Origin of the sequence: Nodosilinea sp. E11 (genome assembly GCF_032813545.1) — a bacterium.
Taxonomy (GTDB): Bacteria; Cyanobacteriota; Cyanobacteriia; order Phormidesmidales; family Phormidesmidaceae; genus Nodosilinea.
In genome coordinates this window covers 1,631,632-1,644,467 of sequence record NZ_CP136520.1, presented here as the reverse complement: position 1 = coordinate 1,644,467, position 12,836 = coordinate 1,631,632, and the positions used below count along the sequence as shown (strand labels likewise).

14 protein-coding genes are annotated in these 12,836 nt (G+C 54.4%); 7 read left to right on the top strand and 7 right to left on the bottom strand.

Annotated features, from left to right (window positions below; all coding sequences use genetic code 11):
- Nucleotides 1-168: 168 nt before the first annotated feature.
- The 3 genes from RRF56_RS09665 (at nucleotide 169) to RRF56_RS09655 (ending at nucleotide 1,557) form a co-directional block, all read left to right on the top strand.
- Complete coding sequence (locus RRF56_RS09665) at nucleotides 169-633, top strand: cupin domain-containing protein (RefSeq protein WP_317037432.1); 465 nt, start codon at nucleotides 169-171, stop codon at nucleotides 631-633.
- 150 nt (nucleotides 634-783) lie between these two features.
- Entirely contained in the window at nucleotides 784-1,314 is a 531-nt protein-coding gene (locus RRF56_RS09660) for a hypothetical protein (protein WP_317037431.1), read from the top strand.
- Between the two features lie 90 nt (nucleotides 1,315-1,404).
- The gene (locus RRF56_RS09655; protein WP_317037430.1) at nucleotides 1,405-1,557 is read left to right on the top strand and encodes a hypothetical protein; all 153 of its coding nucleotides are present in this window, start codon (nucleotides 1,405-1,407) and stop codon (nucleotides 1,555-1,557) included.
- Nucleotides 1,558-1,701: 144 nt separating this feature from the next.
- Here RRF56_RS09655 and RRF56_RS09650 read toward each other — a convergent pair whose 3' ends face one another.
- The 3 genes from RRF56_RS09650 to RRF56_RS09640 form a co-directional block, all read right to left on the bottom strand.
- Entirely contained in the window at nucleotides 1,702-2,517 is an 816-nt protein-coding gene (locus tag RRF56_RS09650) for a tetratricopeptide repeat protein (RefSeq protein ID WP_317037429.1), read from the bottom strand.
- Between the two features lie 260 nt (nucleotides 2,518-2,777).
- Nucleotides 2,778-3,284, bottom strand: a complete 507-nt coding sequence (locus RRF56_RS09645; RefSeq protein WP_317037428.1) for a pentapeptide repeat-containing protein — start codon at nucleotides 3,282-3,284, stop codon at nucleotides 2,778-2,780.
- A 158-nt stretch (nucleotides 3,285-3,442) separates the two neighbouring features.
- The gene (locus tag RRF56_RS09640; protein ID WP_317037427.1) at nucleotides 3,443-3,874 is read right to left on the bottom strand and encodes a thioesterase family protein; all 432 of its coding nucleotides are present in this window, start codon (nucleotides 3,872-3,874) and stop codon (nucleotides 3,443-3,445) included.
- 222 nt (nucleotides 3,875-4,096) lie between these two features.
- Here RRF56_RS09640 and RRF56_RS09635 point away from each other — a divergent pair, with 222 nt between their 5' ends.
- Nucleotides 4,097-4,951: a universal stress protein gene (locus RRF56_RS09635; protein ID WP_317037426.1), complete on the top strand. Its 855-nt coding sequence runs from the start codon at nucleotides 4,097-4,099 to the stop codon at nucleotides 4,949-4,951.
- A gap of 360 nt (nucleotides 4,952-5,311) precedes the next feature.
- Nucleotides 5,312-6,028, top strand: a complete 717-nt coding sequence (locus tag RRF56_RS09630) for a heme oxygenase (biliverdin-producing) (RefSeq protein WP_317037425.1) — start codon at nucleotides 5,312-5,314, stop codon at nucleotides 6,026-6,028.
- A gap of 484 nt (nucleotides 6,029-6,512) precedes the next feature.
- Here the strand turns inward: RRF56_RS09630 and dps are convergent, their stop codons facing one another.
- Both dps and RRF56_RS09620 read right to left on the bottom strand, forming a co-directional pair.
- The gene (dps, locus tag RRF56_RS09625) at nucleotides 6,513-7,043 is read right to left on the bottom strand and encodes a DNA starvation/stationary phase protection protein Dps (protein ID WP_317037424.1); all 531 of its coding nucleotides are present in this window, start codon (nucleotides 7,041-7,043) and stop codon (nucleotides 6,513-6,515) included.
- 489 nt (nucleotides 7,044-7,532) lie between these two features.
- Complete coding sequence (locus tag RRF56_RS09620) at nucleotides 7,533-7,703, bottom strand: PCP reductase family protein (protein WP_317037423.1); 171 nt, start codon at nucleotides 7,701-7,703, stop codon at nucleotides 7,533-7,535.
- A gap of 350 nt (nucleotides 7,704-8,053) precedes the next feature.
- Between RRF56_RS09620 and sigC the strand changes: the two genes are divergently transcribed.
- Nucleotides 8,054-9,316, top strand: a complete 1,263-nt coding sequence (gene sigC / locus RRF56_RS09615) for an RNA polymerase sigma factor SigC (protein ID WP_317037422.1) — start codon at nucleotides 8,054-8,056, stop codon at nucleotides 9,314-9,316.
- 256 nt (nucleotides 9,317-9,572) lie between these two features.
- On the opposite strand, the gene RRF56_RS09610 is transcribed toward sigC, so the two are convergent.
- Entirely contained in the window at nucleotides 9,573-10,853 is a 1,281-nt protein-coding gene (locus RRF56_RS09610; protein WP_317037421.1) for a hypothetical protein, read from the bottom strand.
- A 665-nt stretch (nucleotides 10,854-11,518) separates the two neighbouring features.
- Here RRF56_RS09610 and RRF56_RS09605 point away from each other — a divergent pair.
- Nucleotides 11,519-11,800: a hypothetical protein gene (locus RRF56_RS09605; protein ID WP_317037420.1), complete on the top strand. Its 282-nt coding sequence runs from the start codon at nucleotides 11,519-11,521 to the stop codon at nucleotides 11,798-11,800.
- Nucleotides 11,801-12,082: 282 nt separating this feature from the next.
- Here RRF56_RS09605 and RRF56_RS09600 read toward each other — a convergent pair whose 3' ends face one another.
- Nucleotides 12,083-12,814, bottom strand: coding sequence for a Uma2 family endonuclease (locus tag RRF56_RS09600; protein WP_317037419.1), 732 nt, complete (start codon nucleotides 12,812-12,814; stop codon nucleotides 12,083-12,085).
- Nucleotides 12,815-12,836 lie beyond the last annotated feature (22 nt).

Sequence of the window (12,836 nt, the reverse complement as noted above, 5' to 3'; positions counted from 1 at the left end):
AACCCTACTCCACCCCAGAGGCGGAGTGGCACCCCAGCTTTTTCGCTGCTTAGCTTTGCTGCGATCGCTACTCCCAGCCGGAGTGGCGGCAGGTTGTCTAGCGCAATTTTTCAGCGGGTTCACACACCCGATTCACCTACCCGAACAAACACTATTGGAGATTTCACCATGACTCAAGTAATGACTCAGGCCTCCTCTACCCCCAAGGTTCTTGCTCCTGGGAAAGGCGATCGCTTTCAAATGCTGACCCACAAGATGGTGGTCAAAATTGATCGCGACGCCACCCAAAATCAGTGGGTGATGTACGAAGCCAGTGACAGCCTGGGCAATGGTGCCCCGCTGCACACGCATCCCTGGGAGGAGACCTTTTACATGCTCAGCGGTGAACTAGAGGTCACCATTGGCCGTCGCGAGGTGGTGGCTGCTGCCGGGGCATCCATTCATTTTCCAGCCGATATCGCCCATGGGTTTCGGGTCAGCTCACCTGAGGCCAAGCTGCTGATTATTCTGCCGGGCTTTGCCGATGCCTTTTACCGGGAAGTGGGCGATCGCGCCATTGTCTTGCCCGACCATCTCGATGAGTTTCTGGCTGTTTGCGATCGCCACCAGGTTCGCATTTTCAACCCTGCTTAGACCTTCGAGTGCATCCCGAATTTGTCAATTCATCATTCTGATAGCTAGCTAGCTGACAGCTAGCTAGCCCGTCATTCTAGCCATGAATTAACTGGGTTTCTGCCCTGCACTATTTTCCCATTTTGAATACTTTACCCGGAGATAACGACTATGCAAGCCACTCAAAACACCCCCCGGCGCTGGCTGCTCCTTGGCTTGGGCATACCCGCTGGTGCCCTGGCGGCGACAACCTTAGGTCTGCTGATTTTCTTCAGTTTTGGACCCGCTGGCGGCGTGCGCTTTACTAGCACCATGGAGCCTTACGCCACCCAATATCTTCAGACCCACAACCTGCTTGAGGAAGGCGAAAAGGTGATCGCCTATTACGACGCCACCATTGCTTTAAAGGGGACCGAAGCGGCTATTTTGACCGATCGCCGCATTCTCTATCACCGGTCATCGGCGACTACCAGCATTCCCCTAAATGAGATTGCTCGCATTGAGCACGAAGTGCAAAACCTGATCGGCGACGTGATTCAAATCTTCGCTCACTCTGGCGAAATCCTGGTGATCGAAATTGCCCCGATGAATGGCGGCCCGCAGTTTCTCAGCGCCCTAGAAGATCAAGTCGCCCGCGCCACAGCCGAGCCTTCTCAACCCCGATCGGGGCTAACCCCCGACACTGTCAGTTTTCGTGAATAACCTAGTTTTCACCCATAACCCTGGAGCACTCTTGTTTTTAGACCCCTCAAACTGCTGACCGCTGCGATCGCCACCGCCACCCTCTGCCTCGTGGCCCCTCGCCCCGCCGAGGTCATCTTGGCGGCGCTGCCCTTGGCCCTCTACTTTGAAGGTCATGAGGTGAGCGACCCCGACTACATCGCCCAGGCCCAGGAGATGGTTGAGGCCACCTTGGTCGCGGTTTTGACTGGGGAGGAGGGGTAGGGCTGGCTGGTAGGAATAGGTAACCCTGGCTAGGGGTGTCAGGTGCTAGGTTTGAGGTTTCAGGAAGGGTTGGCTAGCTTTTGCCAGGCTGTACTCGTCTACTGACGTAAGGGTGCGGGAGGGGCGATCGCTTCTCCCGCACCCTTATAGGTGCAAAAACTTCTCTAGGGCGGCAACCATAGCGGGGGGCCAGCGGCGCACGGTGCTGACCCAGTCGAGGTCTTTGTAGCGGCGATCGAGGCCCATGACGGCAACCCAGTTGCTCTCGGCTTCGCCACTCATGCCCTCGCTCCACAGCGCAGCGGTGAGGGCGGCGCGGGCGTCAGCAAAGCTGGGGTAGCGACGGGTAAGGCTGCGAAACTGGCGAATGGCCTCGTCGGCGTGGCCCAGTTGATACTGCGCTAGGGCGGCGTTGACGCGGGCAAAGGCAAATTTGGGGTCGAGGTCGGCGGCTGTTTGGTAGTCGGCCAGCGCATCTTCCCAGTGGCCCAGGCCGGCTTGGGCGTTGCCCCGATTATTGTAGGCGGCGGCATCCTCAGGGTTGAGGGCCAGCACCTGACTGTAGTCGTCGATCGCATCCTCCCACCGCCCCAGCCCCTCTAGCGCGGCCCCCCGGTTGAGGTAGGGGTCGGGCTGTTCTGGGGCCAAGGCCACCGCTTGGTTATAGTCGTCCAGCGCCTCAGCTAATTTGTTTTGGCTGACCCGCACATTGCCCCGGTTGCTCCAGAGGGCGGCCTCGTCGGGCAGGTAGTCGATCAGCTGGCTCCAGTAGGTCTCGGCCTCGTTGAACTGCCCTGTTTGGGAAGCGGTAAACGCTTTTTGGCGTAGGTCAGAAATCTCTTGCACCGCCTGGGGCGAGAGGTCCGCCGGGTCGGATTGTGCCCAGGTGGGCAGGCTCCAACCCGTGAGACACAGTAGGCAGAGCAGAGCAATTACTAGAGGCCGAAAAAGCAGATTCATCACGATATTCGAGGAAAGCATGGGGCGGGGGAACTGTGGAAGAAATCAGCCAACTTTTCAATGTGCTCAACGGTGACATTGCGTTGGCCATTGAGAATAGCCGAGACAATTGACTCGGTCGTTCTGATTGGTCGAGGTGGAACTGTTGCAGGAGCTAAAGTAGCTTTCTGGCTTAGTGGCAAGCATGGCGAAGTCCTCGGCTGCTTGCGATCGCTAATTATCTATTCTCATCCACTCTCCTACCCATTCACCCTTCTGCCCTACCGGCAGCCTAAACTATCCCGCGTTGCCACCCCGGTGGTCTCATTGACGCCGTCGGCGTACTTGCACATCTGCGCTGTTTGAAAGCGATCGATAATGGCCCCCGAAAAATCTGCTCCAGTAATGTTGGCTTCACCGAAGCTGCTGCTAGTAAGCAGGGCATCGCTAAAGATGGCGTTGGAGAGGTCGGCTCCGTCGAAAATAACGCGATCGGCAAAAGTACCCGCCAGGTTAGCCCCCGCCAGGTTAGCCCGCAAAAACGACGCCTTAGTCAGAATGGTTTTGCTCAGATCAGCCTTGGCGAAGTTAGCCTCCCGCATCTCTGCCGCCGCGAAGGAGGTGCCTGAGAGCTGCTTACCCGAAAAGTCGCGGAAGCTCAGATCGGTGAGGGTGTAGTCTACGGTGTTGTCTTGGGCGTAGGCCGCAGGGGCAATACTGAGCCCGCCCACCAGTATCACTAGCAGAGACAACGCAACGGCAAAGAATCTAGGGAGAGAGAGCAACATGGCTGGTTGAGACACTGTTTGGATGGGCAAAGGGGGATGGGCAAAAGCGATCGCCTGTGCCCATCCTAATCATGCTGAGTAGCCATGATGGGCACGCTTCGCTTTGCTCATCCTACAAAGTTTTGGGGGTCAGCCTCCAGAGAAGTTTCCTGGCTAGGTCATCTCATCAGCGGCATCTGGTCGAGGACAGCCTGTAACGGGGCGGGCAGGCGACGCAGCACTCGGCGGGTGCTGAAATCAACCATCGCCAGGGTGACGGTGCCCTCAATGCAGGTCTCACCCGTGGCGGCGTTTTGAATGTCGTAATGCCACACCACGCGCACGCCCTTAGTTGGAGTCAGGCGAGCCTTGACTAAGGCCGTATCGCCCAGGGTGAGCGATCGCCGATACTTTAGCACCAGATCGACCACGGGCAGGTCTACCCCCGCCTTGACCCAATCGGCAAAAGATAATCCACAGGCATTCAAGTAGGTCACTCGGGCTTCCTCCATCCAGGCGATGTAGGTGCCGTGCCAGACAATGCCCGCGTAGTCGGTGTGGTGGGGCTGCACTGTGACTGGGTAGTCAAACCAACGAAACTGTTCTACCAAGGTTTTCTCAATCTATAACAATTGAATTGGCAACCCATCTATGGCGGCCATAGTATTGGGCGGGGTTGGTCGATGGGCGACTCTACTACAAATTATTAATCCGGCCAAAATAGGCTCAAACCCAGTGCCTATGATGGTTGAGATCACGTTACTTTTCAGTTTTATATCCCGCTAATCCATTAGAGTCACTCTCACCATAGAGCGCAACAATACGAGGAAACCATGATCGAAAAAATTCTTTTAGCCGATTCTGGCACCGGCAACACCGAAGCCATGATGAAGGCGCTAATGGATATTCCCCTGGTGCAGCGAGCCTCGATCACGGTGCTGCATGTGGTGCCCTCTCAAGTGTCTGCCGAAACCATGGCAGAGCGTTGGGAAGCGGGGGGCCGCACCCTGGCCACTGCTATTACCCAGCTCAACCTTGACCCCAGCCGGGTCAATGCCGTACTGCGGGAGGGTGACCCTAAAGACGTTGTGATTCAGGTGGCCGAAGAAGTCGACGCCGATCTAATTGTCATGGGGTCGCGGGGCTTGCAGGGGCTCAAGGCTATTCTCGAAAACTCTGTCAGCCAATACGTGTTTCAACTGTCGTCGCGGCCCATGCTGCTGGTCAAAGACGACCTCTACAGCATTCGCCCCATCAAGCGGGTGATGGTGGCGATGGACAAGTCTGACTCGGCCAAGGAAGGGTTGAATATTGCCATTTCTCTGCTGCGCGATATCAAAGGCGGCGAGCTAACGCTGGTGCACACGGTTTCTAGCCTCAAGAGCAAGCCCTTTGACGTGGCCAGTGCCGACCCCAACCAAGACCCGATTTTGATGGCTGCCGCCGCCGAGGCGAAGAAGTACGGCATTGACTACAAACTGGCTGCCCCCGAGGGCAAGCCCGGTCGCCGCATCTGTGAACTGGCAGAAGACCGCAATATGGACCTGATCATTCTAGGTTCACCCGATCGCCGCCCCAGCATCGCCAAGGGCCTACCCGACCTAGATAAGGTACTCGGTGAGTCGTTGACCGACTTCGTGCGGGTATATGCCACCTGCCCGGTGCTGCTGACTCGGATGGCGGCCTAAGGGCTAGTTACCTTTCGGCAGTTGTCGGTGGGGTCGGCCTGCACAGCTACCCCTAAACTGGGGGCTGCAAATCTCCGACCCAACCGGCGCGGTATTCCGTAACGTTTTGTAGCCCCAGAGACCGGTTAAGACAAGGGTCTACGGCTTATCCTGAAAACAGTATGGCCTTGAGTAAATGCTTGTAAAAATTCGTAATGAAAACGGTCATCAAATCGGTCTAAGTTAAACAAATGTAGCTCGTGTAATGGCATGTTAAGCCCTTACTTGTAGGGGGCTAATATTGCCTGAGCAGGCATTGTCTAAACCAAGCCTTCGTTTAAACCTCACCTTTTACATCAACCCTAGAGCGAGACAGTCAGCATGAGCAGTAACCTATCCACCGAGCTGCGTGAAGGCACCAAAAAAGCCCATACCATGGCCGAAAACATGGGCTTTGTGCGCTGCTTTTTGCGCGGCGTGGTCGAGAAGAACTCTTACCGCAAGCTAGTGGCCAACTTCTACTACGCCTATGCAGCCATGGAAGAAGAGCTAGAGCGCCACAAAGAGCATCCGGTGGTCTCTAAGGTTTACTTCCCAGAGCTGCACCGCAAGGCATCGCTAGAGGCTGATCTAGCCTACTACTACGGTCCTAACTGGGCTAGCGAAATCTCTATGACTCCCGGTGGGCAGCGCTACGTCGATCGCATTCGCGAGGTGGCCAATACCCAGCCTGAGCTGTTGGTCAGCCATTCCTACACTCGCTATATTGGCGACCTGTCCGGTGGTCAAATTCTCAAGGGCATTGCCCAGCGGGCGATGAATCTCTCTGAGGGCGAGGGCACTGCCTTCTACGAGTTCCCCGAAATCTCTGACGAGAAGGCCTTTAAGGTTAAGTACCGCGAGTCGATGGATGCCGCTCCGGTGGATGAGGCTATGGTGGCCAGCATTGTAGAAGAGGCTAACGACGCCTTTGGCTTGAACATGGAGATGTTTAAGGAGCTAGAAGGCAACCTGGTGAAGGCGATCGGCCAGATGCTGTTCAATACCCTCACCAGCCGCCGTCGCCGGGGCAGCACCGAGCTAGCTACTGCCGAGTAGCATCTGGCTTGGTCACACAGGTAGACCGATTGGATCTACCGTAGGGTGGGCACTGCCCACCAGCCTTAATTCAGTGCTATTCCAGATAGACCATGCTTTAGTCGAGGGAAGCGATATAGTATCGCTTCCCTCGATTTTTAGGTATTAGCCTGGGGCTGTACCTGACTGCTGCCGACGGCCAGCTAAGAAATGGTTTGGTGCAGGTGGGCTTGACGTGAGCTGCGATCGCAGCGCCCTCTGCCGCCGAGAGCCAGGTGGTGCTGTGATGCCTTGGTCGCCGGAAGTGGACAGCCGGAACGGCTATCTCACAGGAGTGTCCTCATCTCAAAGCCTCCTTGGCTACCCCCGATGCCTAACCGGTCAACCGGTTGGGTATCGGGGGTATGGAATTCGGATCGGTATTAGACATCCTCAGAACCTGAGTGGACACCCGCTTAGGGGATAGGCTGCTGGCCCGTCTTGCTCCGATCGCGAAGAATCTAGGCTAGTCAAGCTCAGACTTCTTTACCAAGTGGGCCTCAAGGAACCACAGACGCATGTCGATGGTGCGAGAGATCTCGGTGTAGAGATCGGCGGTGTCAGCATCGCCCAGGTCATCGGTAGTGGCGATCGCTTCGCGCACATGCTTGCCGTAGGCGGCAAACCGCTCCGCCAGAGCTGTTACATGCTCGGCCCCGTCAATGGCGTCGAAGGGATACTCGGGCAAGATCGACTCGCTGGCGGCGATGCGGGCGGTGCCCATGGCGGTGCCCCCCAGGGCGGTGACGCGCTCAGCCACCATATCGACATAGCCTTCTAGCTCGCCTGCTAGTTCGTCAAACAGCTCGTGGAGCTGAAAGAAATCCATGCCCTTGACATTCCAGTGGGCCTGCTTGGTCTGGGTTTTGAGGTCGAGGGTAGCGGCTAGGGTCTGGTTTAAGACCTCACAGACCTGCGATCGCACATTGGCCGCCATATCAATGCGGGTTGGGTAAAACCGACGTTTGGCTTGAGTTTTTACAGGAGTTGCAACCATAGGGCCTCTCTTTTTACCTGACAATCGAATTGTGTAACCAACAAACCTACTGACGCGCCCGAGGGCTTGATGCTGAAATCGTACCATCCTCGCCTTGGGCACCTCTAAATCATACTCGTTATGAGTACGACTTGCAACCCGACACCTTAAAGTTGTTTCAGAATCAAGCGATCCTGAGTCGGATGGCACTGAAATAAGCTCTCGCAGATTGCCGAAAGCCTTGGCCCGCCGTAGGGCACTGCCCACCAGCCTTAATTCAGTGCCCTTCGACCCTGAGTCAATTACAGAGGCAAAGGCCACATTGTTAGGGCGGAGGGTGCCCAGTAAGCTTGGGCGAGATCGCCGATTAGATACGGGCCCTGGGTCACGTAACCAGCGTGTGAACTCGTTTATAACCTTAGCGCTACCTCCCATAGAGAACCTATCTCTACCGGTAGAGGCGATGTTCGCCAGGCAGAGACGAGGTTAAGCGATAACCTGCGGGCCTATTTACTGGCCTAGCTCTAGGCGCACCTGCTCGACCAGTTCCGCAGTCACCTCTTCGACCCCTAGGTCTCGGGCTACATCTTCAATGCGCTTTCGGGCCTGGGCACGAACAAAAAATGGAATGTTTTTGAGTTTGGCCTGGGCCTCTGCTGCCCAGGAAAGACCATCAACCATGAGCGAAGCCTGCTCTCAATCGCAACGAATGCTCACATCCTATAGGCCAGTTCGGGTTCAATGTGAGGATTTTGCCAAGGTGTAACGTTCCGTCAGGAATTATCCCTGCTGGCGTCGTAGATTACGGGGACGATACGTCTTTGCTGGCCTCAGCCTGCGGCATGGTTAGGTCCTCAATTCACCCCGGTGAGTTTTGGCCCTCGGGGAGAGTACCTACCCCCCCGATCTCCATCCTGCTTTCCCCTGGAACTCCAGCCGCTGTTCCAAAGTCCTGACAGTTTGGGAATACTGAGCTCAGGTTGGCAAATGGCCTATCGGTACATGTTTGGTACAAGTTACTAGAGAGCGTCATGGTAGCAACACCCCACTACAGCAGAGATAAAGCCTCCCCCCTGGCTGATCAGGAGTTTGGCCTGCCTAGCTTAGGCGATGATGAGGACGGCAGCTCCCTCAAGCTCCATGATTTCGCTGCCGCCGATGCTAATGACAGCGACTTTGAGGCCGACACAGCGGCCGTGCTGAAGGGGCGTCGCACCACTGATCTAGTGCGCCTCTACCTGCAAGAAATTGGCCGAGTACGCCTGCTAGAGCGCCACGAAGAGGTCGCTGAGGCCCAGTGCGTGCAGGGCTATATGCAGCTGCTCGAAGACTTAAACACCGCTGCCGAGGCCAAGGGTGGCATTTTAGCCGTTTACAGCAAGCTGCTGCAAACCCGCGATCGCCTTTCGTCGCAGTTGGGCTATCGCCCGTCTCTAGAGCGCTGGGCCGCCGCTGCTGAGGTGCCCATCACCGAACTCAAGCCCTCCCTGGCCGAAGGCAAGCGCGCCTGGGCTGCACTCAGCAACCTCACTGTGCCTGAGCTAGAAAAGGCCATCTCTGAGGGCATTCGCGCCAAAGAGCACATGATTAAGGCCAACCTGCGCCTGGTGGTGTCGGTGGCGAAGAAATATCAAAACCGGGGTCTGGAGCTGCTCGACCTCATTCAAGAAGGCACCCTGGGCCTAGAGCGGGCGGTCGAAAAGTTTGACCCCACCAAGGGCTATCGCTTTAGCACCTATGCCTACTGGTGGATTCGTCAGGGCATTACGCGGGCGATCGCGACCCAGAGCCGCACCATTCGCCTGCCAGTCCACATCACCGAAAAGCTCAACAAAATCAAAAAGGCCCAGCGCAAGCTCTCTCAAGAGAAAGGCCGTACCCCTTCGGTCGAAGACATCGCCCGCGAGCTAGACATGACCGCCGCCCAGGTGCGCGAAGTGCTGCTGCGGGTGCCCCGCGCCGTCTCGCTCGAAACTAAGGTGGGCAAAGACCGCGACACCGAGCTGGGCGACCTGCTCGAAACCGACTGCATGTCGCCCGAAGACATGCTGATTCGCGAGTCGCTGCGCCGCGATCTGCAACAGTTGATGGCCGACCTCACTACCCGTGAGCAAGATGTGATCAACATGCGCTTTGGCCTGGGCGACGGCACCCCCTACTCCCTGGCTGAGATTGGCCGCGCTCTGGAGCTTTCCCGCGAGCGAGTGCGTCAGATCGAGTCGAAGGCGTTGCAAAAGCTGCGTCAGCCCAAGCGCCGCAATCGCGTCCGCGACTACCTCGAAGCGCTGAACTAGAGATCCTGCATAGCTACCTCAAGCCCCCTTGTTTTTAAGAAAAGCAGGGGGCTTTTTTTGGGTGTTACCGTGGCCAGCCGTGGGAGCTATAAGCGAGATCTGTTGGGGTGTGGGCGTTGACGCGAATTTTGATGGTGGTATCGTCGCGACGGCTGGCGAGCAGGGGTTCGTAGTCGTCGCAGGTTTGGTTGGGCGGGGGGGATGGTGCGATCGTAGTGCAAGATTAAAGCGCTTGGGGCTTTTGGTGAGTCAGCGCTCATAGCCCACCAGCTAATAATAAAGATTTAAGTTGTTGACGAAGCATATAACCAGTCCATTCTCGTAGGTTTATGACAGGAACAGAGATCATCTCGGACATACCAGAGTCTGACGAGGGATCCAATTTAGGTATGGTTGTCCCAACATATGCATGATCACTCAGTAAAGCCCCTGCATGAAGATACTTTGATCTCTTGCTATAAAGGGACTTGAAGACTTTAGATAAATGCCCCCCCTCATCATATTTATTGACGTATTCTGCAACACGTGCTGAAATTCTATATTGTTCTTGACCACAACTTGTACACTTCTCGGAAGGATTAGCGTCAATCATTGAAACAACTTCAATTGCAGACATATAAAGTACTGTAGCAATCTCATTAGCTCGTCCAGCAAATATAGGTGCTTCTTTGAAGCGGGGATCTTCTTCCAAAATAATTCCAAGTGGTTCATCGTTGGGCTGACTGTTCGGAGAATACAAGCGATTGTAAATTAATGCATCTTGAATCCTTGCCATATGATAGTGATGACAAGAGCGGATAAATAAACTTTCAGTACTACTCAGCTCATCTTTTGACAAAATCCGATCAAGGAATTGGATGGCCTGATTTGAAATAAGCATATATCCGTTGTGAGATGGATATGTGTCAATCCATTCTTCATCATTGGGAGAAGTATTTACTTCTGGGCAGACTGCTTCTTCCGTTCCTAACTTTAATTCGTAAACTTTGTCCTGTTTTTGGCTGTCAATCCAAAACATGTTATTTGTTTCTATGCTAAGCACGTCCAAAATAAACGAAGAAATGCGAAAGAGTTCTGTTTTCGCATCCGTCTCGTCAAAAGCTTTTACTCTAACAGTTAGCAAGGAGATAGGCCGTTGTCCAGGCAAAATTTCAAGCCACTCACCTTTATAGGGAGCAAGTGAACTATAAAGAGATGAAATTGGCACCTCTAGAATCTCCGTTTTAGGAATATTTCGATGCTGAAGTGCTGCAACAACGCTTTGCTTTAGTTTTAAGCCTAACTCACTTGCTTCATCTACAGGCTCACTAGAACCATTCCCAAATAGGACACCGTTTACTATGGATTTCTGGCTATATAATAAAGAGATGGGTATCCCATTTCCCCAGCCAAGAAAAATGGTTTGTGAAGTTCCATCTTTGGATGGTTGATAATTCCAGGCGAATTTCCCGAATTGTTTTCGTAATTCAGCCCAGAGAGCTCGCAAAAATCTATTGGAATCAGCGAGGCTCGTTATCCCATTAATCTTGATTTTCATAAAACGCAAAAAAATACTAAGAAAATAATTAAGCCCTGAATTTCAGGATTGTTCAATCTTAAGCTTCCGCTTATCCGTCTATTAATTTATTGAATAACTCTAACTATCTGATTCCTTTAATTGAGTAGATAGGCAGATTATTCGCATCCTGACTCTTCCTGATTAGTAGATAATTTGCATAATAGCTTTTATAAGGATAAATAGCATCGTGCTATCTTCCATCTCCACGGTTGACGGGGAGCGGTTGTACCAGTATTCTCTTACATTAAGCCGTTCAATCCGAGCGGTGACCATGCAGAACTCGAAAACTTTGGCGCTGTCCGTAGGCGCTTCCAACACCTACGAACAGCTAACCCGGCAAATCTCTTGCGCAGATTGCAGGGCTAAGGTCGATCGTACCCTAGCTCTCCCAGTTTGCACCTCAGCTGCGGTTAGCTAGGGTTTTCGCGTTCTGTCTTCCTCGCCCTTCCCCTCCTCGGAGGGGTGCCCGCAGGGTGGGGTGGGTCTGTTTTGGCAACCAGCCCGTTACTTATCGCGAGTAAGTCGGTTAGCTGCTTGAGTTGAACCCACCCCTAGCCCCTCCCAGGAGGGGAAAACTCTACCCTTTTACAAGGGAATTGCAGGCAGGGCTTGCTCACTGCAAACACCAAAGGAATACAGAACCGATGTTTGAATACCTCGAACCCGACGCCAGCGGAGCGTCCAATCTTCCGCCTGACCAGCCAACCCATCCTCATCCCCGCCCTGAGAAAGTGCGCCACCTGCTCTACGGCAGCTTGGCGGGGATAGATCGCACCATCAAAATCCTCCATGCCTACGGCTACGCCGACCCCAATGACTGGAGCGACCCCATCCCAGTGCCGCCTACCAGCGGAGTGCAAAGCGCAGCCACCCCAGAGGGGATGACGTGGATGGTCATTCTGACGAAAACCCTGCTGATTGAGTAATACAAAATCCTGTCTGTATACACCTGCTTTGTGGGGGCATGGCACTGCAATGCCCCTACGGGGTACTGATGATGAATCGGGGTTATGTGACTCGGATTTGCTCTAAAAATAACCCTGAGACGGTGCATCGCTGCGCGGATGCACCCTACAATTTTCATCCTTGGGGGTGTCGTCTTGGCGACATGGACGATTGGTATCAGAGGACGTTTGAAGAGTCCTGTTTCTCGTAGCAAAAGTGGAGATCCCCCCTGCCCCCCTTGAGAAAGGGGGGACTGAGGTGACTTAGGCTTTTGGCTCTACCCCTAGGGCTTTTAGCTGCTCGGCTAGGCGATCGGCTCGGGCTTGGGCCGCTGCTGCTGCCTCTTCGGGGGTGGGCACCGGCTCACCCGAGGGGTGAAAGTAGCGCAGGGTATTGTCTTGAACGCCTAAAAATAGGCCCAGCACCTCACTCCAGCGGTGGCCTGAGGCGTTAGGCGCGATCGCATCATAGTGCTGCCCCACCAATCGGTACCCTTCAAACTCCAGGGTCTCTGGCGAAAACCAAAAATACTCTGGGGTTCTAAAGCAATCTTGATAGAGCACCTTTTTGAGGGTGCGATCTGTTTTTGCCGTAGCCGGAGACAGCAGCTCGATAATCAGATCGGGGTACCGCCCATCTTCTTCCCACACCACCCACGATTTTCGGTGGCGGCGCTGGATGTGATTTTTGAGGAAGCAGTCGGTTAACCCGACATTGCGTACATATTTAGTCCATCTAAGATGGCGCTGGGTTTGATTGACTATGAAGAAGTCGGGGCCTCTAAAATCGCGCTTCTTGAGCTGTTCGCGGCTGGAATAGATAGTCAGATTAGCGCCAATGAAGAAATCTGTTCGCTCTCGCCACAGCCAGTCTAAGCAGGCCACCAGCAGCGCTAGCTGGGCGTAATGTAGCGAGCTTTCCATTTCTGGTTCATTACTCTCCAACTGGGTCGCATCTGGCATCAGGTCGGCCAGCTGTTGCGCAGTCATCACCATAGCCCGTCTGTCCCTAGCGCTA

Bases quoted from the DNA above. Each gene is read 5' to 3' on its own strand.
- dps (WP_317037424.1), bottom strand. From the start codon at position 7,043: ATGGTTGCAACTCCTGTAAAAACTCAAGCCAAACGTCGGTTTTACCCA.
- RRF56_RS09665 (WP_317037432.1), top strand. From the start codon at position 169: ATGACTCAAGTAATGACTCAGGCCTCCTCTACCCCCAAGGTTCTTGCT.
- RRF56_RS09610 (WP_317037421.1), bottom strand. From the start codon at position 10,853: ATGAAAATCAAGATTAATGGGATAACGAGCCTCGCTGATTCCAATAGA.
- RRF56_RS09645 (WP_317037428.1), bottom strand. From the start codon at position 3,284: ATGTTGCTCTCTCTCCCTAGATTCTTTGCCGTTGCGTTGTCTCTGCTA.
- RRF56_RS09650 (WP_317037429.1), bottom strand. From the start codon at position 2,517: ATGAATCTGCTTTTTCGGCCTCTAGTAATTGCTCTGCTCTGCCTACTG.
- RRF56_RS09660 (WP_317037431.1), top strand. From the start codon at position 784: ATGCAAGCCACTCAAAACACCCCCCGGCGCTGGCTGCTCCTTGGCTTG.
- RRF56_RS09620 (WP_317037423.1), bottom strand. From the start codon at position 7,703: ATGGTTGATGGTCTTTCCTGGGCAGCAGAGGCCCAGGCCAAACTCAAA.
- sigC (WP_317037422.1), top strand. From the start codon at position 8,054: ATGGTAGCAACACCCCACTACAGCAGAGATAAAGCCTCCCCCCTGGCT.
- RRF56_RS09605 (WP_317037420.1), top strand. From the start codon at position 11,519: ATGTTTGAATACCTCGAACCCGACGCCAGCGGAGCGTCCAATCTTCCG.
- RRF56_RS09635 (WP_317037426.1), top strand. From the start codon at position 4,097: ATGATCGAAAAAATTCTTTTAGCCGATTCTGGCACCGGCAACACCGAA.
- RRF56_RS09600 (WP_317037419.1), bottom strand. From the start codon at position 12,814: ATGGTGATGACTGCGCAACAGCTGGCCGACCTGATGCCAGATGCGACC.
- RRF56_RS09630 (WP_317037425.1), top strand. From the start codon at position 5,312: ATGAGCAGTAACCTATCCACCGAGCTGCGTGAAGGCACCAAAAAAGCC.